The sequence below is a fragment of the Streptomyces sp. WMMC500 genome (assembly GCF_027497195.1).
GTDB lineage: Bacteria > Actinomycetota > Actinomycetes > Streptomycetales > Streptomycetaceae > Streptomyces.
The window spans coordinates 7,917,910-7,941,965 of record NZ_CP114905.1 but is presented as its reverse complement, the minus strand read 5'-3'; the positions used below and the strand labels follow the sequence as shown (position 1 = coordinate 7,941,965).

Genomic DNA, 24,056 nt, shown 5'->3' with positions numbered 1-24,056 from the left:
CTCAGATCACTCCGTCCGTCTTGAGGCCGGCCACGTCCTCCGCGGTCAGGCCCAGTTCGCTGCCGTAGATGTCGTGGTTGTGCTCGCCGAGGAGCGGGGAGCGGCCGACGGCCGCGGGTGAGTCGGAGAGCCGGAGCGGGCTGCCGACGGTGACGTACGTGCCGCGTTCGGGGTGCTCGACCTCGACGACGATCCCGTTGTCCCGCAGGCTGGCGTCCTCGATGATCTCCTTGGTGGAGAGGATGGGGCCGCAGGGGATGTTGTGCCCGTTGAGCTTCTCCAGCACCTCCCACTTGGGCAGGGTGCTCGACCACTCCTCGATGAGCTGGAACATCTTGCCGAGCTTCGGCAGCCGCGCCTCGGGGGTGGCCCACTCGGGGTCCTCGGCCAGTTCCGGGCGGCCGATCAGCTCGGTGAGCGGCCGCCAGCCGACCGGCTGCACGATGACGTACACGTAGTCGTTCGGCCCGCCGGGCGCGCAGCGGACCGCCCAGCCCGGCTGGCCGCCGCCGGAGGCGTTTCCGGAGCGCGGGACCTCGTCGCCGAAGTCCTCGTTGGGGTACTCGGCGAGCGGGCCGTGCGCCAGGCGCTGCTGGTCGCGGAGCTTGACGCGGCAGAGGTTGAGCACGGCGTGCTGCATGGCGACGTTGACGCGCTGGCCGCGGCCGGTGCGGGTGCGCTGGTAGAGCGCGGCGAGGATGCCGGCGACGGTGTGCACGCCGGTCCCGGAGTCGCCGATCTGCGCGCCGGTGGCCAGCGGCGGGCCCTCCTCGAAACCGGTGGTGGCCATGGAGCCGCCCATGGCCTGGGCGACGACCTCGTACGCCTTGAAGGCGGTGTACGGGCCCTCGCCGAAGCCCTTGATCGAGGCGTAGACGAGGCGCGGGTTGATCTCCTGGATCCGCTCCCAGGTGAAGCCCATGCGGTCGACGGCGCCGGGGCCGAAGTTCTCCACCAGCACGTCGCTGCGGCGCAGCAGCTCGGTCAGCAGCTCCTTGCCGCGCGGGGTCTTGGTGTTGAGGGTGATGCTGCGCTTGTTGCCGTTCAGCATCGTGAAGTAGAGGCTGTCGACGTCCGGGAGGTCGCGCAGTTGCTTGCGGGTGATGTCGCCGGAGGGCGCCTCCAGCTTGATCACGTCGGCACCGAGCCAGGCGAGCAACTGGGTGGCGGAGGGCCCGGACTGGACGTGGGTCATGTCGAGGACGCGGACGCCCTCCAGAGCCTTCGTCATGGGGTCACCTCACTTGTACATGGTCTGGTTCATGGTTCCGGGGGCGTACGCGTCCGGGTCGACCCAGACGTTGATCAGCGACGGCTTGCCGGACTCGCGGGCGCGGCGCAGCGCGGGGCCGATGTCGGCGGGGTCGCGGACCTCTTCGCCGTGGCCGCCGAGCATGCGCGCGAACTCGTCGTAGGGGACGTCGCCGAGGGTGTTGCCGACGCGCTCGCGCTCGACGCCGTACTTGGCGGCCTGGCCGTAGCGGATCTGGTTCATCGAGGAGTTGTTGCCGACGATGCCGACGAACGGCAGGTCGTAGCGGACGAGGGTCTCGAAGTCCCAGCCGGTGAGCGAGAAGGCGCCGTCGCCGAAGAGGGTGACGACCTCCTTGTCGGGCCTGGCCTGCTTGGCGGCGAGCACGAACGGGACGCCGACGCCGAGGGTGCCGAGCGGGCCCGGGTCCATCCAGTGGCCGGGGCTGCGCGGCTGGACGACCTGGCCGGAGAAGGTGACGATGTCGCCGCCGTCGCCGATGTAGATGGAGTCCTCGGTGAGGAAGTCGTTGATCTCGCTGACCAGCCGGTACGGGTGGATGGGCGAGGCGTCGGAGGTGAGCTGCGGCAGCCGCTTCTCGCGCGCCTTCTCCTCCACCGCGCGCAGCTCCTCCAGCCACTCCTTGCGCCTGGCGGCGCCGCCGTTGAGGCGGCCGGACGCGGCCTGCGCGGCGGCGGCGAGGACGAGGCCCGCGTCACCGACGATGCCGAGGTCGATGTCGCGGTTCTTGCCGACGGTGCGGTAGTCGAGGTCGATCTGCACGACGGTCGCGCTCGGCGAGAGCCGCCTGCCGTAGCCCATCCGGAAGTCGAAGGGCGTGCCGACGATGACGATGAGGTCGGCCTCGGTGAAGGCGTACCTGCGGGAGAGCTGGAAGTGGTGCGGGTCGCCGGGCGGCAGGGTGCCGCGGCCCGCGCCGTTCATGTACGCGGGCACGTTGAGGGCGCGGACGAAGTCCACGGCGGCGGCGGTGCCGCGGGTCGTCCAGACCTGGCTGCCGAGCAGCACGGCCGGCTTCTCGGCGTGCGCGAGGAGGTCGGCGAGCTTCTCGATCGCCTCGGGGTCGCCGGCGCTGCGGGTGGAGGCGCGGTAGTGGCCGGCCTGCGGGATGCGGGCCTTGTCCACGGGGACCTTGGCGTCGAGCACGTCGCGCGGGATCTCCAGGAAGGAGGGCCCGGGGGCGCCGTGGTAGCACTCGCGGAAGGCCATGGAGACCATGTCCGCGACGCGCGCGGTATGCGGCACGGTGGCGGCGAACTTGGTGATCGGCGCCATCATGTCGACGTGCGGGAGGTCCTGCAGCGACCCCATCTTGTGCTGGGTCAGGGCGCCTTGGCCGCCGATGAGCACCATCGGGCTCTCGGCGCGCAGGGCGTTGGCCACGCCGGTGACCGCGTCGGTGGTGCCGGGGCCCGCGGTGACGACCGCGCAGCCCGGCTTGCCGGTGAGCCGCGCGTATCCGTCGGCGGCGTGCGCGGCCACCTGTTCGTGCCGTACGTCGACGACCTCGATGCCCTCGTCGACGCAGCCGTCGTAGATGTCGATGATGTGGCCGCCGCAGAGCGTGTAGATCACCTCGACGCCCTCTGACTTGAGGGCCTTGGCGACCAGGTGGCCGCCGGAGATGACGTCGGGGTCTCCGGGGGTGCCGGGGTTGCCGGATGTGCCGTCGGACATGGGGAGTTCAGTCCCTTCACCAGTGCGTTCGCCGTCACTCTGTACATTGCATACAGGACACGAATACTGTATGCAGACGGTTATCCCGCATCGGTGAGTCGATGTCCAGGGGGCGTGCACCGGAAATCTCCAAGTCGGACACGACCAGAGGAAGGTGCCCTTGAGATGGATCTGTTCGAGTACCAGGCGCGGGAGTTGTTCCGCAGGCACGGCGTCCCCGTGCCCGACGCGGCGGTGGCCTCGGACCCGGCGGGGGCCCGGGCGGCGGCCCGGGTGCTGGGGGGCGGGACGGTGGTCAAGGCCCAGGTGAAGACGGGTGGCCGGGGCAAGGCGGGCGGGGTGCGGCGCGCGGCGGACCCGGCGGCGGCCGAGGCCGCGGCAGGGGACATCCTCGGCATGGACCTCAAGGGCCACCGGGTGCGCAGGGTGATGGTCGCGCGGACCGTGGACGTCGCCTCGGAGTTCTACGTCGCGTACCTGCTGGACCGCGCCTCGGGAACCTTCCTGGCGATGGCCTCGGCCGAGGGCGGCATGGACGTCGAGGAGGTCGCGGCGTCCCGGCCCGAGGCGCTGGCGCGGATCCCGGTGGACCCCGGGGAGGGCGTCACCGAGGCGGTCGCGCGGCGGATCGCGACCGCCGGCGGACTGCCCGCGGCGGCGATGCCCGTGCTGGTGGCGCTCTGGGAGGTGTGCACGGCCGAGGACGCGCTGCTGGTCGAGGTCAACCCGCTGGTCACCACCGCCGACGGCGCCGTCCTGGCGCTCGACGGCAAGGTGACGCTGGACGACAACGCGCGCTTCCGGCACCCGGAGCACGTGGCGTACGACGTGCCGGACGAGGCCGGTTCGCTGGAGGCGACGGCACGCGCGAAGGGGCTCAACTACGTCAAGCTCGACGGCCGGGTGGGGATCGTCGGCAACGGCGCCGGGCTGGTCATGTCGACCCTCGACGTGGTCGCCGCGAACGGCGCCGCACCCGCGAACTTCCTCGACATCGGCGGCGGCGCCTCCGCGGACGTCATGGCCGACGGCCTCGGCGTGATCCTCGCCGACCCGGACGTGCGGTCCGTCTTCGTCAACGTCTTCGGCGGCATCACCGCCTGCGACGCGGTCGCCGACGGCATCGTGCGCGCGCTGGAGCGGATCGAGCTGACCCGGCCGCTCGTGGTCCGCCTCGACGGCAACAGCGCCGAGCTCGGCCGGCGGATCCTCGCCGACGCCCGGCACCCCCTGCTCACCCAACTGGACACCATGGACGGCGCCGCCGCGCGGGCGGCGGCCGTACCGGCAAGGAGCTGATCCGCATGGCAGTCTTCCTCACCGCGGCGAGCAGGGTCGTCGTCCAGGGCATGACCGGCGCCGAGGGCAAGAAGCACACCCGGCGGATGCTGGCCTCCGGCACCGCCGTCGTCGGCGGCGTCAACCCGCGCAAGGCGGGCACGAGCGTGGCGTTCGACGGCCGGGACGTGCCGGTCCACGGCACCGTCAAGGAGGCCGTCGCCGCCACCGGCGCCGACGTGTCCGTCGTCTTCGTGCCGCCGCCGTACGTCGGCGACGCCGTCGACGAGGCGATCGACGCCGGGGTCGGGCTCGTCGTCGTCATCACCGAGGGCGTCCCCGTCCACGACACCGTCGCCTTCCGCGCCCGCGCGGAGGCCGCCGGGGTACGCCTCGTCGGCCCCAACTGCCCGGGGCTCATCTCCCCCGGCCTGTCCAACGCGGGCATCATCCCCGCCGACATCACCGGCCCCGGCCGCATCGGCCTGGTGTCGAAGTCCGGCACGCTGACGTACCAGTTGATGTACGAGCTGCGTGACATCGGCTTCTCCACCTGCGTCGGCATCGGCGGCGACCCGGTGATCGGCACCACCCACATCGACGCGCTCGAAGCCTTCGAGGCCGACCCCGACACCGAACTCGTCGTGCTGATCGGCGAGATCGGCGGCGACGCAGAGGAGCGGGCCGCGGACTACGTCAGGGCCCACGTGACCAAGCCCGTCGTCGGCTACGTCGCCGGCTTCACCGCCCCCGAGGGCAAGACGATGGGCCACGCCGGCGCCATCGTCTCCGGCTCCTCCGGCACGGCCCAGGCCAAGAAGGAGGCGCTGGAGGCCGCCGGCGTACGGGTCGGCACCACCCCGTCGGAGACGGCGCGGCTGGCCCGCGAGGTGCTGGGATGACCGGCGCCGACGAACTGCTCGCCCGACGGGGCGCGGCGGCTCTCCGCCCGCTCGATCCGGACGCCAAGACGCCGGCCAGCCGCGTCGCCGTCGTCGCCTGCATGGACGCCCGGCTGGGCGTGGAGAGCATGTTCGCGCTGCGGCCGGGCGACGCCCACGTCATCCGCAACGCGGGCGGCTGCGTCACCCCCGACGCGCTCGACTCGCTGCGGCTGAGCCAACTGCGCGGCGGCACGCGCGAGATCGTGCTCGTGCACCACGAGGACTGTGCGGCCCTCGACGACCCGGCGGCCGACCTCGTGCGCTGCCTCGACGTGCTCGCGGAGACTCCAAGGCTGCCCCACAAGGACGTGGTGCGCGGCTTCCTCTACACGCGCGGCGGCGAGCTGCGCGAGATCCGCCCCCGACGAGCGGAGACCCCCTCGTGACCCTCATCCTCAAGCCCGGCACGGCCTGGCCGGACGCCTGGGCGCGCTGCCTCGCGGCGGCGCCCGAGGCGTTCCGCGACGAGCGCGTGCTGAACCTCTGGAACGGCGTCTGGACGGCCGACGGCCGTCCGCTGCCGGCCACCTCGCCGGTCGACGGCACGCCGATCACGGGGCCGCCCCGGCTGGACGCCGGCACCGCGCACGCCGCGGTGCGTACCGCCCTCGACGCGCACCGGAGCTGGCGGCACGTACCGCTCGCGGAGCGCAAGGCGCGGGTGTCGGCGGCCCTCGACGCCATCGAGGAGCACCGCGACCTGCTCGCGCTGCTCCTCGTCTGGGAGATCGGCAAGCCCTGGCGGCTGGCCACGGCCGACGTGGACCGCGCCGTGGACGGTGTGCGCTGGTACGTCGAGGAGATCGACGGCATGCTCGCCGGCCGGACGCCGCTGCCCGGCCCGGTCAGCAACATCGCGAGCTGGAACTACCCGATGAGCGTGCTCGTGCACGCCATGCTCGTGTGCGCCCTCGCGGGCAACGCGGCCGTCGCCAAGACCCCGACCGACGGCGGTGTGGCGTGCCTGACCCTGGCCTGCGCGCTGGCCGTACGCGCCGGCCTGCCGCTGACGCTGGTCTCCGGCGGCGGCGGCGAGCTGTCCGGCGCGCTGGTACGGGCGCCGGAGCTGGGCTGCGTGTCCTTCGTCGGCGGGCGCGACGCCGGCGGGGCGGTGGCCGCCGCGTTGGCCGACCTGGACAAGCCCCACGTGCTGGAGCAGGAGGGGCTGAACTGCTGGGGGGTGTGGAACTACTCGGGCTGGGCGGCGCTCACCCCGCAGGTGCGCAAGACCTTCGACTACGCCAAGCAGCGCTGCACCGCCTATCCCCGGTTCGTCGTCCAGCGCGCCGCCTTCGCCGACTTCCTGGCGGCGTACCTGCCGGCGGTCGACTCCGTGCGCGTCGGCCACCCGCTGGCGGTGGAGCGGCCGGACGACCCGCTGCCGGAGCTGGACTTCGGGCCGCTGATCAACGCCGCCAAGGCCAAGGAGCTGGCGGACCTGGTGGCGCACGCGGTGGACCGCGGTGCGGTGCCGCTGTACCGGGGGCGGCTCGCGGACGCGCGGCTGCTGCCGGGCCAGGACACCTCCGCGTACCTGGCGCCGGTGACGCTGCTGGACCCGCCGGCCGCCTCCCCGCTGCACCACGCCGAGCCCTTCGGCCCGGTCGACTCGATCGTGCTGGTCGACACCGAGGCGGAGCTGCTGGCGGCGATGAACGCCTCCAACGGCGCCCTGGTCGCCACCCTCTCCTGCGACGACCCGGAGTTCTACGAGCGGGTGGCCCCGCAGATACGGGCGTTCAAGACCGGCCGCAACGCGCCGCGTTCGCGCGGGGACCGGGCCGAGCTGTTCGGCGGCTCCGGTGCCTCCTGGCACGGCGCGTTCGTCGGCGGGCACCTGCTGGTGCGCGCCTTCACCCAGGGGCCGGCGGGCGAGCGGCCACCGGGCAACTTCCCCGACTATCAGCTCATGCCGTCGTGAACTCCCGCAACAGGGGTTGAACGGCGCATCACAGGCGCGCAGTTGCTACTTGGCATGGACATGGGTTCCAGAGGGCAGGGTGTGGTTACCACCCGGTAAAACCTCACCCCCAGGGGGTTCCATGAGAACTGCCCGGCCCTTGCGGCTGCTGCTGGGCTTCCTCGTCGCCACCACAGTGGCGCTGCTCGGCAGCGTGCCCGCCCAAGCCGCCGAGAGCGCGGTCGGCGAGAGCGCCTACGCCGAAAGCACCTACGCCGAAAACTACGTGGCGCTCGGCGACTCCTACGCCTCCGGCGTGGGCGCCGGTTCGTACGACTCGGCGAGCGGCGACTGCAAACGCAGCAACAACGCCTACCCGGTGCTGTGGAAGAACGCGAACGCCCCGGCGTCCTTCTCCTTCACCGCCTGCTCCGGCGCCGTCACCGGCGACGTCATCAACAACCAGCTCGGTCCGCTCAACTCCTCGACCTCCCTCGTCTCCGTCAGCATCGGCGGCAACGACGCGGGCTTCGCCGACGCCATGACCACCTGCGTGCTCCAGGGCGAGTCGGCCTGCGTCAACCGCATCAACCAGGCGCGCACCTACATCGAAGGCACCCTGCCCGGCAGGCTGGACGCCGCGTACGACGCGATCAGCGCCCGGGCCCCCAACGCGCGGGTCGTCGTGCTCGGCTACCCGCGGATGTACCAGCTCAACGGAAGCTGCGTCTTCGGCATCAGCGAGCGCTCCCGGGCCGCCATCAACGGCGCCGCGGACCTGCTGAGCGACGTCACCGCCAAGCGCGCGGCCGACCACGGCTTCGCGTACGGCGACGTCCGGCCGGCGTTCTCCGGGCACGAGATCTGCTCGGACAGCGAGTGGCTGCACAGCGTCACCTTCCCCATCGGTGACTCGTACCACCCCAAGGCGGCCGGCCAGTCCGGCGGCTACTACCCCGTGTTCAACGCCCTGGCCTGACCGCTCCGGGCACCGCGGAGAGCACCTCGCGGGCGGCCGCCACCGCGGCCGCCCGCTCCGCCGCCACCAGCCCCAGCCGGGTGCGCCGGTCCAGCAGGTCGGCCTCGTCGAGGGCCCCTTCGTGGCGTACCGCCCAGGCCAGCTCGGCGCCGGTGACCGGATACCCCGGGACCACCGGCGCGGCGAGCGCCGGCTCTGCGGCGGCCAGCGCCTGCACCGCCGGCGCCTCCGTCCCGTAGCGCTGCACCAGCCGGCGCGGCGCGTCCAGCCCGGCCAGCACGGCCGCCGGCGCGGCACCGACGAGCGGCAGCCGCGCGGTACGGCACGGGCCCGCGGTCAGTCCCGCGGCGGCCACGGCCGCGTCGACGGCGTCCTCGGCCATCCGCCGGTACGTGGTCAGCTTGCCGCCGACGACGGTGACCACGCCGTCCGGCGAGGTGCGGACCGCGTGCCTGCGGGAGAGGTCGGCGGTGCTGCCGTCGCTCTCCAGCAGGGGGCGCAGCCCGGCGAAGGCGCCGACGACGTCCGACCGGCGCACCGGCACGTCGAGCGCGGAGTCCAGGACGTCCAGCAGGAAGCCGACGTCCGTCTCCGGCGCCGCCGGCACGTCCGGCACCTCGCCGTCGACCGGCTCGTCGGTCAGCCCCACGTACACCCGGCCGTCGTCCTGCGGCAGCACCAGCGCGAACCGGCCGGTCGCGCCCGGGATCGGGATGTGCACTCCCGCGCCGCCCGGCTGGCGTCCCATGCCCAGCGCCTCGGCGCGCAGCACCAGATGCGTGCCGCGCGACGGGCGCAGCCGCACGCCGGGCACCAGCGAACCGGCCCACACCCCCGCCGCGTTGACCACCGCGCGGGCCCGGATCCGCAGCCGCTCCCCCGTCGTCTCGTCGCGGACCACCGCGCCGGAGCCCGTCAGCTCCACCGCCCGGGCCCGGGTCAGCACGCGCGCGCCGTACCCCGCGGCCGTCCGCGCCACGGCCGTCACCAGCCGGGCGTCGTCGGACAGTTGCCCGTCCCAGGACAGCAGCCCGCCGCGCAGCCCGTACCGCCGCAGGCCGGGCACGAGCTGCCCGGTCTCCACCGCGGAGAGCCGGCGCGGCGGCGGCAGCGCCGCGCGGGACGTGCGCGCGGCGACGCGCAGCAGGTCGCCTGAGCGGAGCCCGGCCCACGCGACGGCGGCCTGGGCGCGGCCGGTCAGCGGGGTGAGCGGGATGACGAACGGCTGGGCGTGCACGAGGTGCGGTGCGATCCGCTCCAGCAGCGCGCCGCGCTCCACCGCGCACTCGCGGGCGATGCCGACCTGTCCTGAGGCCAGATAGCGCAGCCCGCCGTGGATGAGCTTGCTGCTCCAGCGCGACGTGCCGAACGCCAGGTCGTGCGCGTCGATCGCGGCCACCGACAGGCCGCGCGCGGCGGCGTCCAGCGCGACCCCGGCGCCGGTGGCGCCGAGGCCGACGACCAGCAGGTCGACCCGCTCGCCGGCGGCCAGCCCGGCCAGCTCGCGGGCGCGGCGGGGGGCGTTGAGGGAGAAGTCCCGGGAGGCGCCGTCCGCGCCCGCTGATGTCGGCGGGGCGGACTGCGGGTCGGGCTGCACGGCGGGGTGCACGGTCATGGCGCGAGCATCCTCTCCAGCAAACCGCGCAGCTCGCGCTCGAACGCGGCGGTGCCGAGGTCGGGGTCGTCCTCGTCGGTCATGGTGCGCATCGAGAAGGTGAAGGACTGCACGACGAGCAGCGCGGCCCTGGCCTGCCGCACCGCGTGCCCGGCGCGTACGGAGCCGTCGGCGTGGCCCTTGCGCACGTCGTCGGCGATCAGGTCGAGCAGCACGTCCTGGCTGGCGCCCCGGCGGTCGAGCATGTACGGCAGCAGCAGCTCGGGGTCGACGTCGAGGATCTTGCGGAACAGCGGATGCGCGCGCAGGGCGCGCGAGCCCTCCGTGAGACCCGCGACCAGGAACTCGCGCGCGTTCGCCACGCCGTCCGCGGCGGGCAGCGCCCCGCGCGCGACGTCGATCCACTCGCGCGTCATGAGGTCGCCGACCAGCGACTGCACGTCGGGCCAGCGGCGGTACAGCGTCATCCGCGACACGCCCGCGCGCCGGGCCACGTCCGTGAGCGTGGTGCGGCGCACGCCCACGGCCAGGACGCAGTCGCGCAGCGCGTCCAGCGCGAGGTCGTCCAGCGAGGGCTTGTGACGTTTCGACTTCACCTGTCACAGTGTAACGAGGCCGGTGGCGGAGGAAACCCCTCCGGCGGGAGCGGTGTGCCCGTACGGGAGGTTCGCGTTGGACATGCGGTGGAACGGGTGGGGCGATCCCGGGCAGGCGGCCCCGCTCCCCGACGGCGTCCGCGACCTGCTTCGCGACCTGCTGGGAGTGCGGCCCGCGGACACGCCGCCGGTGGCCCTTGCGGATCTGGACGTGCCGGCGCCGCGGCTCGGCGCGGACGTCCTGGACGCGCTCGCCCTGGCGGCCGGGGGCGCGGAGCACGTACGCACCGACGCGGCGGGCCGGGTGCGGCACACCCGCGGCAAGTCCACGCCCGACCTGCTGCGCATCCGCGCCGGTTCGGTCGCGGACGCGCCGGACGCGGTGGTGCTGCCGGGCGGGCACGACGAGGTGCTGGCGGTGCTGCGGGCGTGCGCGGAGCGGCGGGTCGCGGTGGTGCCGTTCGGCGGCGGCACGTCGGTGACCGGCGGGCTCGCGCCGTACGCGAACGAGGGCGGCTTCTCCGGTGTGGTGGCCCTCGATCTGCGCCGCCTGGACCGGCTTTCGGCGCTCGACGAGGTCGGGCGCACCGCCGAGCTCGGCGCCGGACTGCGCGCGCCGGAGGCCGAACGGCTCCTCGGCGAGCGCGGGTTCACCCTCGGCCACTTCCCGCAGTCGTTCGAGTGGGCGACGATCGGCGGCTTCGCCGCCACGCGCGGCAGCGGCCAGGCGTCCGCGGGCTACGGGCGGTTCGACGAGATGGTGGTGGGCCTGACAGTGGCGACGCCGGAGGGCACGCTGCGGCCGGGCCGCGCGCCGCGCTCGGCGGCGGGGCCGGACCTGCGGCAGTTGGTGCTGGGCTCGGAGGGCGCGTTCGGGGTGATCACCTCGGTCACCGTGCGGGTGCGGCCGCTCCCGCAGGTACGGGCGTACGAGGGCTGGCGGTTCCCCGACTTCGCGCGGGGCGCGGCGGCGCTGCGCACGCTGGCGCAGGACGGGCCGCTGCCGACGGTGCTGCGGCTGTCCGACGAGACCGAGACGGCGGTGGGCCTGGCCCGCCCGGAGGACATCGGCGCGCCGGGTGCGGCCCCGTCCGGCGGGTGCCTGGTCGTCACCGGCTACGAGGGCGCGGCGGGCGAGGCGGCGGACCGCCGGGCGGCGGCGCGGGTCGTCCTGCGGGCGGCCGGCGGGGAGTTGCTCGGCGCGGAGCCGGGCGAGTCCTGGGCCGAGGGCCGCTACCGGGCCCCGTACCTGCGCGACGCGCTGCTGGACGCCGGCGCCTTCGCGGAGACGCTGGAGACGGCGAGCTTCTGGCCGGCGCTGCCCCGGCTGTACGAGGCGGTGCGCGGGGCGCTCACCGAGGCGCTGACCGCGGCGGGGACGCCCCCGCTGGTGATGTGCCACATCTCGCACGTGTACGAGACGGGCGCGTCGCTGTACTTCACGGTGGTCGGCGCCCGCGGCGACGACCCGCTGGGCGCGTGGGAGCGCGCCAAGCGCGCGGCGGGCGACGCGATCCTGGAGTGCGGCGGCACCATCAGCCACCACCACGGCGTGGGCACGGACCACCGCCCGTGGTACGCCCGGGAGATCGGCCCGCTGGGCGTGGCGGCGCTCCGGGCGGTCAAGTCGGCGCTCGACCCGGCGGGCATCCTCAACCCGGGGGTGCTGCTGCCCCGGGCGGACGAGTGAGGCGCCGTACGCGCGGCCCGCGGCGGGCGGGCCGTACGCGCCCGGTGCCGGCCCGCCGGGAGCCGCGCGTACCGCCCTCCCCCGATCCGCAGCCGAGCTGAAGACCGCACGCACCAGCGAACCGGAGCCCGCCATGCGCCGCTTCACCGCCATCGTCAATCCCGCCGCCGGCCGTGCCGCCGGCGCCGCGGCGCTCATTCCGCTGGCCCGCGCGCTGCGCGGGGCCGGGGCACAGGTCGAGGCGGAGTACAGCCGGGGGTTCGGGCATGCCGCCGCACTCGCCGGGCGCGCCGCCGACGCGGGCCGCACCGTCCTCGCGGTCGGCGGCGACGGGATGGCCGGCACCGTGGCGGGGGCGCTCGCCGGGACCGGCGCGGTGTGCGGGCTGGTGCCCGGGGCGGTCGGGCGCAACGCCGTCGCGCGGGCGCTGGGACTGCCGCGGGCGTCCGAGGAACTGGCGGAGCTGCTGCTGCACGGCGAGCCCCGGCCGGTGGACGTGCTGCGGGTGGCGGGCGCGGCGCCGGCCGTGGCGCTCGGCGCGGTGTGGATCGGCGCCGGCGCGGCCCGTACGGCGGCCGGGCGGGCGCTGGCGTCGCGGCGATCCGCGCTGTTCCGCATCACCGTGGACGGCACGCCGTACGAGATGCGCGGCCACACGGTCCTCGTCGCCAACGCCCCGTGCCCCGGCGTGCCGTCCCCCGGCTCAGGACCCGAGGTCCGGCTCGACGACGGCGCGCTCGACGTCGCCGTGCTCGGCGGCGGCCCGGGGCGGCCGACGCGGGCGCGCGGCGACCTGCTGCGCGGGCGCGGCGTGCACGTCGAGGCGGACCGGCCGGTGCCGTACGCGGCCGACGGCATCCCCGCGCCCGACCTGCCGCTGACCGCGCGGGTCCTCCCGGCGGCACTGCACGTGCTGCGCTGACGACCCGCGCCCCCGGCACCGTGCGGTGCCGGGGGCGCGGGTCGTACGTGATCAGCCCGTGCGTGGACCCCTTCGGTTACGGGATCGTGGCCCCGTACTCGTCGAGGGCCGCGACCACCGGCTCGAAGAACGTCTCGCCGCCGTTGGTGCAGTCGCCGCTGCCGCCCGAGGTCAGGCCGAGCGCGTCGCTGCCCGCGAAGAGCGAGCCGCCGCTGTCGCCGGGCTCGGCGCAGACGTCGGTCTGGATCAGACCGTCGACCGTGCCCTCGGGGTACGTCACCGACACGTCGAGCGCGACGACGGTGCCGTCGTGGAGCTGCGTGGTGCTGCCGCTGCGCTGCACGGTCTCGCCGACCGTGGCCTCACGCGCGCCGGTGATCTCCTGGGCGCTGCCGTCGTAGGTGTCGACCTCGCTCGGGTGCTCGACGTCAGCCACGTACTTGACCAGCGCCCGGTCGCTGCCCGGGAAGGTCGCGGCCTCGGCCTCGCCGATGACGGGCCCGCCCGAGGTCTCGGACCAGGAGGTGCCGCCGAGTTCGACGCAGTGACCGGCGGTCAGGAAGTACGGCTCCCCGCCCTTGGTCACGTTGAAGCCGAGCGAGCAGCGGGAGCCGCCGGTGTAGATGGCGTCGCCGCCGGAGATGAACGGCTTGAAGGTGCCCTCGCTGTGCTTGAGCACGGCCTTGCCGTCCTGCGCCGCGACCTCCTTCTTCAACTCGGCCAGCTCCGCGCCCTTGACCGTGCTGTCGGCGGTGACGACGACCTGGTTGGTGACCGGGTCGAGCGCCCGCGACGTGCCGGCGACGGCGCCCTGGGTCAGGTCCGCCTTCGCGGCCTTGAGCTCCTTCGTGGTGTGGTCGACGGTACGCGCACGGGCGCCGGCCGCCTCGGCCTGCTCGGCTGCCTCGTCGTTCACGACGTTGACGACGAGTTCCTTCGCCTGGGAGTCGTAGTACGCCCCGGCGGCCCCGCCCTTGAGGTCCTGGACCAGGGTGCCGGCGAGGTCGCTCGCCGCGCCCGACGACAGGGTGTCGGCGACGGGGTCACTCGTGCTGGCGTTGGCGGTGGCGAGCGTCAGACTGCCCGCGATCAGCGCGGCGGCGCCGACGCCCGCGATGGCGTACCGGCTCTTGGATATGGCTCGATACTTCAACGTGCTGCCTCCTATGGGGGGTTGGATCCGCCCGGCGACGGGTGGATTCTGGAGGATATAGATGGACATGCGCATGCCAAGCAGCAAACAGATTTATCACTGCAAGACAACTCGCCGAGTATGACCAACTCGTGAGTAGCACACAAGGCCACGTCCCCCTCTGTGCCCGATCACTTGAGGCCGGCGCGACAGAACGCGTCCTCCTGCCCGGCCCCGCCGACCTCTGCGCCGGTACGGCGGCGGGCGCTTCGTCCGGGCCCCGGAGCGGGCCGCGTTGCCCTGTCCGGCCGGGGCGCGCGACCCGTGCCCTGCTCCCCCGCGTCCCTCGAAGCCCCGGCGGCGACGGCGGAGACGAGGTCCCCGGGTGCGCCCCCTCGCCCGCGCCGGGCGCGGTGTGCAAGCCTCGTGGTCATGAGAAAGCTGGTGGCAGGGGTGGACGGCTCGGACGCGAGCCTCGCGGCGCTCGACTGGGCGGTGGCCGAGGCGGTCCGGCACGGCGCGGGGCTGCGGATCGTCTACGCGCCGCTCTGGGAGCCGTACGAGCGCACGTGGCCGGAGTTCACCACCGCCCGGCCGCGCGGCCGGAGCGTCGCGGAGCACATCCTGGCGACCGCGGGCGACCGCGCCCGCGAGCAGGGCCCCGGCGTGGCCGTGGAGGCGGAGCTGCTGTCCGGCGACCCGGTGCCGGCGCTGCTGCGCGAGGCGGGGACGGGCACGGTGCTGGTCGTCGGCGACCGGGGGCGCGGCGGGCACGACGCGCTGCCGCTGGGTTCCGTGGCGCTGACCGTGGCGGCGCGGGCGGCCTGCCCGGTGGTGGTGGTACGGGGCGAAGAGGCGGCGCGGCGCGGCGAGTTCGGCAGGGTCGTGCTCGGCACCGGAAACGACGGGGCGGAACCGGCGGCGGTGGACTTCGCGTTCCGGGCGGCGCAGGCGCGCGGCTGCGCCGTGACGGCGGTGCACTCCTGGCGCTCGCCGGAGCGGGGGGTGGCCACGCACGCGCACACCCTGGGTGGCGCGCCGGACCCGCGGATGCGGGAGGCGGAGTGGGCGCTGGGCCGCGCGGTGCGCACGGCGGTGGAGCGCCATCCCGACGTACCGCTGGAGCGGCAGTCGCCGGAGGGCCTGCCGCGCGACACGCTGCTGGCGGCGGCGGCCGGGGCGGACCTCGTGGTCCTCGGCGCCCGGCGCACCCCGCTCGCGGACGCGACGGCCGCCGCGGGGGCGACGGGCATACAACTGGGGCCGGTCAGCCACGGCGTGCTGCACCTGGCCCCGTGCCCGGTGGCGGTCGTGCGGGAGGGTTAGCGCCTGCGGGCGGCCGGGGCGGCGCCCGGGCCCGGCGAGGCCGGCGAGGCGCCGGCGGCGCCGCGGAGCCCGGGCGGCACCGGCGCTCCGGGGGTGCCCGGGGGGTTCCGGCCCGCCGCGGGCCGTACGTGCGCCGGAGCCCCGCCGTCGGGGACGGGGCCGGTGTCAGACCCCTTTCCTAGGGTGGCCGCATGGTGATCTCCCCCGCGCAGCGCCGCGCCCGGCTCGCGCACCGGCAGATGCTCGTCGCCCCTGCCCGCGCCGCACGGCCCGAGGAGGTGGCGGAGGCGCTCGCCGGGCTGCACGCGACCGACTCGCCGACCGTCGCGCTGTCCGCCCGCGCCCGGCTACGCGAGCCGTCGCTCGCCGCGCTGGACCGGGCGCTGTACGAGGAGGGGTCGCTGCAGCGGATGCACGCCATGCGGCGCACGCTGTGGGTGGTGCCCACGGAGCTCGTGCCCGTGTTCCGCTTCGCCGTCGCCGAGACCGTCGCCGCGCGCGAGCGCGCGCTCCTGCTGAAGCAGCTCGCCACCGCCGGGCCCGGGTACGACGCCGCCTGGCTCGCCGCCGCCGAGGACCGGGCGCTGGCCGCGCTCGCGGAGCTGGGGGAGGCGTCCACCGCCGAGGTCACGGCGGCGGTGCCGGAGCTGGCCGTGACGTACACCCTCTCTCCGGGGAAGCCGTACGAGTCGCACCCCAGGGCCGGCAGCGGGGTCATGCGGGTGCTGGGCATGGAGGGCCGGATCCGGCGCACCCGGCCGCTGGGCGGCTGGACGTCGGGGCAGTTCCGTTTCGCGGTGGCGCCGCCGGTGGCGCCGATGGATCCGGCGCGGGCGCGCGCCGAGCTGGTGCGGCGCTGGCTGGCGGCGTTCGGGCCGGGGACGCTCGCGGACGTCAGATGGTGGACCGGGCTGCCCCTGGGCCAGGTGCGGGCCGCGCTGGCCCAGATCGCGGCGGCGGAGGTGGCGCTCGGCGAGGGCGTCGGATACGTCCTGCCGGGCGATCTCGGCGAGGACCCGGATCCCGGCCCGTGGGCGGCGCTGCTGCCCGGCCTCGACCCGGCCACGATGGGCTGGCGCGACCGGGACTGGTACACGGACCCGGCCCACCGCACGATGCTCTTCGACAGCGCGGGGAACGCCGGGCCCACGGTCTGGTGGCGCGGCGAGATCGTCGGCGCCTGGGCGCAGCGCCGCGACGGCGCCGTGGTCCACCGGCTGCTGGCCGACCACGGCGCCGAGGCCCGCCGGACTGTCGCGGAGGAGGCGGAGCGGCTGGAGGGCTGGCTCGCGGCGCAGGGGCTCGTGGTCAGCTTCCCGGCGCCGATGACCAAGGAGCTGACCGGCTGATACGCCGCTTCAGCACCCTCACCGCCCGGCTATTTGATGGCAAATAGACGCCTATGTCCGTTTTTAACGATCGGCATAGCCCCCCATTTGTGACCTCGCACATATGGGCTGCGTCACATACGAAGCGCCGTCGTACACACCCCCGGCACCGGGGGCGCCCGGCGCCTCAGCGGGGGGCGGCCCCCGCGGCTTGTCGCACTATGGGCGATAGTAACTGAGCTGTGTGCATTCCGGGTTTATGTCCCGTACAACCTACCGAGTCGCCCGGTATTGCCTCCGGCGGCCTGTCCCCACACCTGGCTAACGGAAAGAGACCGCACACATGTCTGCTCCCGCTCTTCAGCACACCTTCCTCTCCGCCCGTCGACGACTGCTGGCCGCCGGCGGCTTCGCCGCCGCGGCCGTAGCCCTCAGCGTCTCGGTCGCGCCGCAGGCCGCAGCCGCGCCCCAGGCGGCCGTGCCCGCGAAGGCGCCGGCCACGGCACCGGCCGAGGCGCCGGCCAAGGCACCGGACAAGGCACCGGACAAGGCGGCGGACAAGGCACCGGCCACGTCCGGCACGAACCTGGACGACTGGATCGACGAGGCGCTCGTCGTCATGGAGCGCGAAGGCATCCCCGGCTCGTACGACGGGATCCACCGCAACATCCTGCGCGAGTCCAGCGGCGACCCGAACGCGATCAACGACTGGGACATCAACGCCATCAACGGCGTCCCCTCGCAGGGCCTGCTGCAGGTGATCCCGCCCACGTTCGAGGCCTACCACGTGGAAGGCACCGCCAAGAAGATCACCGACCCGGTCGCCAACATCGTCGCCGCGTGCAACTACGCCGCCGACCGCTACGGCACGATCGACAACGTCTGGGGCGCTTACTAAACCCGCCGCGCTCCGTCCCCCACGCGGCCCGACCCGCGCGCACGCGATCCCCGGGACCCCGCCGTCCGGCACCTCTCCCCCCAGCCGGACGACGGGGTCCCGGCCTGCCGTGCGCCCGTCACATCTCCTACCGGAATTCACCCTTCCGGCAATCCCCCCGGCCCGTACCGGGGTCCCGCCCCAGGTCAGACGCCCCGCCCGGGGCGGCGCCCGGCCGGCTCGCGGGGGCATCCACCCCGCCGGATGGCTTAGCGTTGGCCCGTGCACAACCGGGAGCCCACGCAGGCGATGCGCTGCTGGACGGTGGCGGCCGCCGTGGCCGCCGTCGTCTCCGGCGCCGTCGGCGCCTGGGCGTACGCCGGGACTGGCGCCTCCGCCGCCGACCTCCTGCGCGACCTCGCCGTCGGCTGGGCCTACGCGGGCGCGGGGCTGGCCGCCTGGTGGCGCCGCCCGCACAACGCGACCGGCGCGCTGATGACAGCCGTGGGCGTGACCTGGTTCCTCGGCAACCTGCAGGGCACCACCGTCCCGGCGCTCTTCGCCGCCGGCGCATGGTGGGAGGGCCTGAACGTCGCCGTCCTCGCCCACCTCGTCCTCGCCTACCCCGACGGCCGCACCGACTCCCCCGCCGCCCGCCGCATAGTCGCCCTCGCCTACGGCCTGGTCGCCGTCGGCGGCCTGCTGCGCACCCTGGCCTTCGACCCGGCGGCCCACCCCGGCGGCTCGTACCTCGCCTGCCGCGACTGCGGCCCCAACCCGCTCTACGCGCCCGCCCTCGGCGACCTCTTCCCCACGTTCGACGCCGGCTACCGCGCCATCGGCTGGATCGTCTCCCTCGCCGTGGTGGTGGCGGTCGTACGGCGCTGGCGACGCGCCTCCGTCGCCCGCCGCCGGGCACTCCTGCCCGCCTGGCTCGCCGTCGTCGTCGCCACGTCCTTCCTGCTGTGGGACGTGCTCGTGGTCCTGGTGCCCGCTGGCGAGCCGGTCGAGGGCGCCGTGGGCCTGTTCTCCGACGTGGCCCAGACCGCCGTGCCGCTCGCCTTCCTCTTCGGGCTGCTGCGCATGCGGCTGCAGCGCGCGGAGGTCGGCGGGCTGGTGATGGAGGTCGGCGGCGACCCCGACCCGGTCCGGCTGCGCGAGGCGCTCGTGCCGGTGCTCGGCGACCCGGGGCTGCGGCTCGGCGTGTGGCGGCCCGAGGCGGGCGCGTACGTGGACGCCGCGGGCGAGCCGGTCGTGGAGGCGGCGGCGGGCAGCACCCGGATCGACGCGGCCGGCGGCGCCCCGCTGGCGCTGCTGCGCCACGATCCGGCGGTCGCGGAGGACGAGGAACTGCTGCGCTCCGTGGTCGCCGCGCTGCGCCTGGCGCTGGAGAACGTCTGGCTGCAGGCCGAGGCGCGGGCGGCGGGCGCCCGCGTGGTCCAGGCCGCGGACAGCGAGCGCCGGCGGCTGGAGCGGGACCTGCACGACGGTGCGCAGGCCCGGCTGGTCTTCGCGCTGATGGCGCTGCGCCGGGTGGAGAAGGGCCTGGCCGACCACCCGGACGAGGAGCTGCGCCGGTCGGTCGGCGAGGTGGAGCGGAGCCTGCGGCTGGCCGTCGAGGAGCTGCGCGGTCTCGCGCACGGCATCCACCCGGCGGTGCTGACCCGCGAGGGCCTGGCGGCGGCACTGCGGGAGCTGGCCGGGCGGGCGGAGCTGCCGGTGGTGGTGGCCGCGGAGGACCGGCGCTTCGCGCCGCACGTGGAGGCCACCGCGTACTTCACGGTCAGCGAGGCGCTGGCGAACTCCGCCAAGCACGCCCGCGCCCGGGCCGTCAGCGTCAGCGCGCGCCACCGCGACGGCCGGCTGGTCGTCGAGGCCGTGGACGACGGCGTCGGCGGGGCCCGGCACGACCACCTCGGCGGCGGGCTGCGCGGGCTGGCCGACCGGATCTCGGCCGTGGGCGGGGTGCTCACGGTGCACAGCCCGCCGGGCGGGGGCACGCGGGTGGTCGCGGAGCTGCCGTGCGAGTGATCGTCGCCGAGGACTCCGCCATCCTGCGCGAGGGCATCGTCCGGCTGCTGGGCGACGCGGGCGTCGCCGTCCCCGCGCAGTGCGGCGACGCGGGCCCGCTCCTCGCCCTGGTCGAGCGGCACCGCCCGGACGCCGTGCTGCTCGACATCAGGATGCCGCCGACGCACTCCGACGAGGGCCTGCGGGCCGCGGCGGCGATCCGCGCCCGGCACCCGGGCACGGGGGTGCTGCTGCTGTCCCAGTACGTCGAGACCGGCGCGGTCGTGCGCGCGCTCACCGAGGATCCGCGCGGCTTCGGCTACCTCCTCAAGGAGCGGGTCGCCGACGGCGACGAACTGGCCGGCGCGCTGCGCCGGGTGGCCGCCGGCCAGAGCGTCGTGGACCCTCGGGTGGTCACCCACCTCATGCGGTCGCCGCGCGCGGCGGAGCCGCTGACCGGGCTGACGGCGCGGGAGCGGGACGTACTGGCGCTGATGGCGGAGGGGCGGTCCAACGAGGCCATCGCGCGCGACCTGGTGATCGGCGGCAAGACCGTCGAGACGCATGTACGGAACATCTTCGCCAAGCTCGGCCTGGACTCGGACGTCTCGGGGCACCGGCGGGTGCTCGCCGTGCTCACGTATCTGCGCGGCTGAACTCCCCCGGCGGGGCAGGCCGCACCCCCGCGGCGGCAGCCCCGGACCGGCGGCGCGCGCCGCCGGTCACGCGGGCGTCGGTGCGCCGCGCCGGGAAAGCGGTGCCGGCCGCCGCTCCGCGGCGATTCCCCACGCGCGCCCCCGTCGTCCCCCGTGCATCCCCACGCGCCCGCCGCGGAGCGGAGCCGGTGCGTCCACCGTAGCCGCGCGGCACGAGGCACACCTCAGGGCTGACCCTGAACTTCCGCCTCCGCTCCGCCGCCGGCCGCCTCGGGGACCGGACCGTCCGGTACCCCGGCCGCGGGACCGACTCCCCCGCCGGATACGGCAGGATGGCGGGCGCGCCCGCTCGCACACGCGTCCGGGCGTACCCCGTTCCCGAACGAAGACAGGTATCACGGTGAACCGAGCCCTCACTCTGCACGATCTGGTCGTCGCCGGCTCCGCGATCCTCGGCGGCATCGGCGCCGGGGTGCTGCTGCGCGTGCTGCTGGGCTGGCTGAGCAAGGGCGCGACGCGGACGAGCTGGGCCGGCGACGACATCCTCGTCGGCGCGCTGCGCACGATGGTCCCCTGGGGCGCGCTGGCCGGCGGCGTCTCGATCGCCGCCGCCGCGCTGCCGCTGAAGCGGCCGGTCGAGCACACGGTGGAGCAGATCGTCGTGGCCGTCCTCATCCTGACGGTCACCGTCGCGGCGGCCCGGGTGGTCGCGCAGCTCATGGGCGTCCGCTCGCAGGGCGTGGGCTCGGCCACGATCCTGGTGAACATCACCCGCATCGCGGTGCTGGCGATCGGGCTGCTGATCCTGCTGGAGACGCTGGGCATCTCGATCGCGCCGCTGCTCACCGCGCTCGGCGTCGGCGGTCTCGCGGTGGCGCTGGCCCTGCAGGACACGCTCGCCAACCTCTTCGCCGGGGTGCACATCCTGGCGTCCAAGACGGTGCAGGTCGGGGACTACATCCGGCTCAGCAGCGCGGAGGAGGGCTACGTCACCGACATCAACTGGCGCAACACCGTGATCCGCACCCAGTCGGACAACCTCGTCGTCATCCCCAACGACAAGCTCGCCAGCACCATCATGACGAACTACCACCGCCCGGAGCAGGAGTTGTCCATCGTCGTGCAGGCCGGTGTCGCGCTCTCCAGCGACCTCGACCTCGTCGAGCGGGTCACGGTGGAGGTGGCGCGCGAGGTGATGGCGGCCGTCGAGGGCGGCGTGCCGGAGTACGACCCGGTGGTCCGCTTCCACACGTTCGGCGACTCGCGCGCCGGCTTCTCGGTGGTGCTGCGCGCGGTGGAGTTCAGCGACCAGTTCCGTATCAAGCACGAGTTCATCAAGCGGCTGCAACTGCGCTACCGGGAGGAGGGCATCGAGATCGCCCACCCCGTGCGCAACGTCGTCCTGCACCACCAGGAAGCGCCCGTCCTGCTGCCGCGGCAGCGCGAGGCGGCGGACGTGCCCGCCGGCGGCACGTCCCTGGGCTGAACCGTCCGTGACCATCCCCTAGTTTGCTCTTTTCCAAGACAAAGTCGCGTCAATTCTGGTCGTAGGCATTGGCGTTGCGTCGGAAGAGGTCTAATCTCCAACCGGCCGCCGTCACATATCGGGAGGTGGACGGCGGGGGGAGTGAAGCCGCGCACGAGCCGCAGCGCGCGGGCCGATCAAGGACGGCGCGAACGGGCCGACCACCCAGGAGCGTGTCCAGCCGCCTTGTCGTCCGAGCCCCTGGGAGGGGAAATGCTACGAAGACTGGCCCTGTTCGCCGCCGGCGCGGTCAGCGCCGCGCTGCTGGTCGCGCCCGGCGCGACCGCGGCGGCGCCGGACGCCGCCGGGGAGCCGCCACCGGATTCCGCCTTCGAGAAGATCACGCTCAACGACCGCCCGGGCGAGCCGCTCGACCTCGCCGTCCTGCCCGACAAGCGGGTCCTGCACGTGACCCGCGCCGGCAAGGTGTGGCTCAACGACCCGGACACCGGCGTGAACAAGCTGGCCGCCGAACTCGACGTGTACCAGCACGACGAGGAGGGCCTGCAGAACGTCGCCGTCGACCCGGACTTCCGCAAGAACCAGTGGGTCTACCTCTACTACTCCCCGCCGCTGGACACCCCGGTCGACGACCCGCTCACCCCCGCCAACGAGGGCGACGCGCCCTTCGAGGGCACCGAGGAGGAGTGGGACGCCTACAAGGGCCACCTGCAGTTGTCCCGGTACAAGCTCAAGGGCGACACCCTCGACCTCGCCACCGAGCAGAAGATCCTCCAGGTCCCGGTCGACCGCGGCATCTGCTGCCACGTCGGCGGTGACATCGTCTTCGACTCGAAGGGCAACCTCTACCTGACCACGGGTGACGACACCAACCCGTTCGAGTCGGACGGCTACGCGCCGATCGACGAACGGGACGGCCGCCACCCGGCCTTCGACGCGCAGCGCACCTCGGCCAACACCGACGACCTGCGCGGCAAGGTACTGAGGATCAAGGTCCGCGGCGACGGCTCGTACTCCATCCCCCGGGGCAACCTCTTCCGCCCCGGCACGGCCAAGACCCGCCCCGAGATCTTCGCCATGGGGCTGCGCAACCCGTTCCGGGCGGAGATCGACCCCGAGACCGACGAGCTCTACGTCGCCGACTACTCCCCCGACGCCCGCGAGGCCAGCGACGCCCGCGGCCCGGCCGGGCAGGGCAAGTGGCTGGTGCTCGACGAGCCCGGCAACTACGGCTGGCCGTACTGCGCGACGGCCGAGATGCCCTACACCGACTACGACTTCGCCACCGAAGCCTCCGGCGAGCAGTTCGACTGCGAGAAGCCGGTGAACACCTCGCCGCACAACACCGGCCGCACCGAGCTGCCCACCGTGGAGCAGCCGGAGGTCTGGTACTCCTACGGCGCGTCCGCGGAGTTCCCGGGCCTGGGCACCGGGGGCATCGCCCCGATGGCCGGCCCCGCGTACGACCACGACTGGCTGACCACGCTGCGCAACCACGACGTCGCCTGGCCGCGGTACTACGACGGGGCACCGCTGTTCGCCGAGTGGGGCCGCGACTACATCAAGGAGTTCCGCCTCGACCGCTCCGGCGCGGTCACGGATGTGCGGCCCGTCGTCCAGACGCTCGCCAAGCCGCCCGTCGACAACCCGATGGACCTGGAGTTCGGCCCGGACGGCGCGCTCTACGTGCTGGAGTACGGCGACGGGTACTTCTCGGAGAACCCGGACGCGCAGCTCTCCCGCATCGACTACATCGGCAGGACCGGCAACCACGCCCCGGACGTCAAGCTGGCGGCCGAGCCGGTCAAGGGCCTGGCGCCGCTGACCGTCGAGTTCTCCAGCGCCGGGACGGCCGACCCCGACGGCGACCGGGTGCGCTACGCCTGGGACTTCGACGGCGACGGCAGGACCGACTCCACCGCCGCCGACCCCTCGCACACGTACGAGGAGGACGGCACGTACAAGGCGACCCTCCGGGTCACCGACAGCCGCGGCAGGTTCGCGGCGATGGACGTGGACGTCAGCGTCGGCGACCAGGCGCCCGAGGTGACGCTGGTCAAGCCGGTCGACGACCAGGAGTTCCACTTCGGCGACGCGGTGGAGTTCGAGGTCACGGTGAGCGACGAGGCCGAGGTGGACTGCGCCGGCGTCGTCGTGCACTACATCGTCGGCCACGACTCGCACGGGCACCCGCAGAGCACCACCGCGGGCTGCACCGGCACGATCCAGACCGAGCCCATCTCCGGCCACGACCCGTCGCACGGGAACATCACCGGCGTGTTCGTGGCCGAGTACACCGATCCCAGCGGACACACCGGCAGCGACCGGGCCGTCATGAAGGTCGTCCCCTGACCCTCCGACACGGCG

19 protein-coding genes are annotated in these 24,056 nt (G+C 74.5%); 14 read left to right on the top strand and 5 right to left on the bottom strand.

From position 1 onward, the window contains the following. Position 1: 1 nt before the first annotated feature. Together frc and O7599_RS34300 are read right to left on the bottom strand one after the other, a co-directional pair. Positions 2 to 1,231, bottom strand: a complete 1,230-nt coding sequence (frc, locus tag O7599_RS34305) for a formyl-CoA transferase (protein ID WP_281619495.1) — start codon at positions 1,229 to 1,231, stop codon at positions 2 to 4. 9 nt (positions 1,232 to 1,240) lie between these two features. Continuing rightward, positions 1,241 to 2,950, bottom strand: a complete 1,710-nt coding sequence (locus tag O7599_RS34300) for a thiamine pyrophosphate-binding protein (protein WP_281619494.1) — start codon at positions 2,948 to 2,950, stop codon at positions 1,241 to 1,243. A gap of 165 nt (positions 2,951 to 3,115) precedes the next feature. On the opposite strand from O7599_RS34300, the gene sucC reads away from it, so the two are divergent. From sucC to O7599_RS34275, 5 genes are all read left to right on the top strand, one after another. After that, complete coding sequence (sucC, locus tag O7599_RS34295) at positions 3,116 to 4,249, top strand: ADP-forming succinate--CoA ligase subunit beta (RefSeq protein WP_281619493.1); 1,134 nt, start codon at positions 3,116 to 3,118, stop codon at positions 4,247 to 4,249. 5 nt (positions 4,250 to 4,254) lie between these two features. Further along, on the top strand, positions 4,255 to 5,130 hold the full coding sequence (gene sucD, locus O7599_RS34290) for a succinate--CoA ligase subunit alpha (RefSeq protein WP_281619492.1): 876 nt from the start codon (positions 4,255 to 4,257) through the stop codon (positions 5,128 to 5,130). Continuing rightward, on the top strand, positions 5,127 to 5,558 hold the full coding sequence (locus O7599_RS34285; RefSeq protein ID WP_281619491.1) for a carbonic anhydrase: 432 nt from the start codon (positions 5,127 to 5,129) through the stop codon (positions 5,556 to 5,558). The genes sucD and O7599_RS34285 overlap by 4 nt, the downstream gene beginning before the upstream one ends. Then, positions 5,555 to 7,093, top strand: a complete 1,539-nt coding sequence (locus O7599_RS34280; protein ID WP_281619490.1) for an aldehyde dehydrogenase family protein — start codon at positions 5,555 to 5,557, stop codon at positions 7,091 to 7,093. Before O7599_RS34285 ends, O7599_RS34280 begins: the two co-directional genes overlap by 4 nt. 121 nt (positions 7,094 to 7,214) lie before the next feature. After that, positions 7,215 to 8,051, top strand: coding sequence for an SGNH/GDSL hydrolase family protein (locus O7599_RS34275; RefSeq protein WP_281619489.1), 837 nt, complete (start codon positions 7,215 to 7,217; stop codon positions 8,049 to 8,051). On the opposite strand, the gene O7599_RS34270 is transcribed toward O7599_RS34275, so the two are convergent. Both O7599_RS34270 and O7599_RS34265 read right to left on the bottom strand, forming a co-directional pair. Next, complete coding sequence (locus O7599_RS34270; RefSeq protein ID WP_281619488.1) at positions 8,035 to 9,666, bottom strand: glycerol-3-phosphate dehydrogenase/oxidase; 1,632 nt, start codon at positions 9,664 to 9,666, stop codon at positions 8,035 to 8,037. The genes O7599_RS34275 and O7599_RS34270 overlap by 17 nt on opposite strands. Then, positions 9,663 to 10,262, bottom strand: coding sequence for a TetR/AcrR family transcriptional regulator (locus tag O7599_RS34265; RefSeq protein ID WP_281619487.1), 600 nt, complete (start codon positions 10,260 to 10,262; stop codon positions 9,663 to 9,665). Before O7599_RS34265 ends, O7599_RS34270 begins: the two co-directional genes overlap by 4 nt. An 82-nt stretch (positions 10,263 to 10,344) precedes the next feature. Here O7599_RS34265 and O7599_RS34260 point away from each other — a divergent pair, with 82 nt between their 5' ends. Together O7599_RS34260 and O7599_RS34255 are read left to right on the top strand one after the other, a co-directional pair. Further along, on the top strand, positions 10,345 to 11,952 hold the full coding sequence (locus O7599_RS34260; protein WP_281619486.1) for an FAD-binding oxidoreductase: 1,608 nt from the start codon (positions 10,345 to 10,347) through the stop codon (positions 11,950 to 11,952). 133 nt (positions 11,953 to 12,085) lie between these two features. Beyond that, entirely contained in the window at positions 12,086 to 12,874 is a 789-nt protein-coding gene (locus tag O7599_RS34255; protein WP_281619485.1) for a diacylglycerol kinase family protein, read from the top strand. A 76-nt stretch (positions 12,875 to 12,950) separates the two neighbouring features. Here O7599_RS34255 and O7599_RS34250 read toward each other — a convergent pair whose 3' ends face one another. Then, entirely contained in the window at positions 12,951 to 14,027 is a 1,077-nt protein-coding gene (locus tag O7599_RS34250; protein ID WP_281619484.1) for a S1 family peptidase, read from the bottom strand. A gap of 411 nt (positions 14,028 to 14,438) precedes the next feature. Between O7599_RS34250 and O7599_RS34245 the strand changes: the two genes are divergently transcribed. The 7 genes from O7599_RS34245 to O7599_RS34215 all read left to right on the top strand — a co-directional run bounded on the left by O7599_RS34245 (position 14,439) and on the right by O7599_RS34215 (position 24,041). Then, complete coding sequence (locus O7599_RS34245) at positions 14,439 to 15,332, top strand: universal stress protein (protein WP_281619483.1); 894 nt, start codon at positions 14,439 to 14,441, stop codon at positions 15,330 to 15,332. 191 nt (positions 15,333 to 15,523) lie between these two features. Further along, the gene (locus O7599_RS34240; RefSeq protein ID WP_281619482.1) at positions 15,524 to 16,681 is read left to right on the top strand and encodes a winged helix DNA-binding domain-containing protein; all 1,158 of its coding nucleotides are present in this window, start codon (positions 15,524 to 15,526) and stop codon (positions 16,679 to 16,681) included. A gap of 322 nt (positions 16,682 to 17,003) precedes the next feature. Continuing rightward, positions 17,004 to 17,558 (top strand): transglycosylase SLT domain-containing protein, encoded by a 555-nt coding sequence (locus O7599_RS34235; RefSeq protein ID WP_281619481.1) that lies wholly within the window; start codon positions 17,004 to 17,006, stop codon positions 17,556 to 17,558. 261 nt (positions 17,559 to 17,819) lie between these two features. Then, a complete protein-coding gene (locus tag O7599_RS34230; protein ID WP_281619480.1) occupies positions 17,820 to 19,568 on the top strand; it encodes a histidine kinase in 1,749 nt (582 codons plus the stop codon). Beyond that, positions 19,565 to 20,203: a response regulator transcription factor gene (locus tag O7599_RS34225; protein ID WP_281623634.1), complete on the top strand. Its 639-nt coding sequence runs from the start codon at positions 19,565 to 19,567 to the stop codon at positions 20,201 to 20,203. Before O7599_RS34230 ends, O7599_RS34225 begins: the two co-directional genes overlap by 4 nt. A gap of 400 nt (positions 20,204 to 20,603) precedes the next feature. Beyond that, the gene (locus O7599_RS34220; protein WP_281619479.1) at positions 20,604 to 21,689 is read left to right on the top strand and encodes a mechanosensitive ion channel family protein; all 1,086 of its coding nucleotides are present in this window, start codon (positions 20,604 to 20,606) and stop codon (positions 21,687 to 21,689) included. A 252-nt stretch (positions 21,690 to 21,941) separates the two neighbouring features. Further along, a complete protein-coding gene (locus O7599_RS34215) occupies positions 21,942 to 24,041 on the top strand; it encodes a PQQ-dependent sugar dehydrogenase (protein ID WP_281619478.1) in 2,100 nt (699 codons plus the stop codon). Positions 24,042 to 24,056 lie beyond the last annotated feature (15 nt).

Coding starts and splice junctions, on each gene's coding strand:
- O7599_RS34260 (WP_281619486.1), top strand. CDS start 10,345: ATGCGGTGGAACGGGTGGGGCGATCCCGGGCAGGCGGCCCCGCTCCCC.
- frc (WP_281619495.1), bottom strand. CDS start 1,231: ATGACGAAGGCTCTGGAGGGCGTCCGCGTCCTCGACATGACCCACGTC.
- sucC (WP_281619493.1), top strand. CDS start 3,116: ATGGATCTGTTCGAGTACCAGGCGCGGGAGTTGTTCCGCAGGCACGGC.
- O7599_RS34300 (WP_281619494.1), bottom strand. CDS start 2,950: ATGTCCGACGGCACATCCGGCAACCCCGGCACCCCCGGAGACCCCGAC.
- O7599_RS34255 (WP_281619485.1), top strand. CDS start 12,086: ATGCGCCGCTTCACCGCCATCGTCAATCCCGCCGCCGGCCGTGCCGCC.
- O7599_RS34285 (WP_281619491.1), top strand. CDS start 5,127: ATGACCGGCGCCGACGAACTGCTCGCCCGACGGGGCGCGGCGGCTCTC.
- O7599_RS34275 (WP_281619489.1), top strand. CDS start 7,215: ATGAGAACTGCCCGGCCCTTGCGGCTGCTGCTGGGCTTCCTCGTCGCC.
- O7599_RS34240 (WP_281619482.1), top strand. CDS start 15,524: ATGGTGATCTCCCCCGCGCAGCGCCGCGCCCGGCTCGCGCACCGGCAG.
- O7599_RS34245 (WP_281619483.1), top strand. CDS start 14,439: ATGAGAAAGCTGGTGGCAGGGGTGGACGGCTCGGACGCGAGCCTCGCG.
- O7599_RS34270 (WP_281619488.1), bottom strand. CDS start 9,666: ATGACCGTGCACCCCGCCGTGCAGCCCGACCCGCAGTCCGCCCCGCCG.
- O7599_RS34215 (WP_281619478.1), top strand. CDS start 21,942: ATGCTACGAAGACTGGCCCTGTTCGCCGCCGGCGCGGTCAGCGCCGCG.
- sucD (WP_281619492.1), top strand. CDS start 4,255: ATGGCAGTCTTCCTCACCGCGGCGAGCAGGGTCGTCGTCCAGGGCATG.
- O7599_RS34235 (WP_281619481.1), top strand. CDS start 17,004: ATGTCTGCTCCCGCTCTTCAGCACACCTTCCTCTCCGCCCGTCGACGA.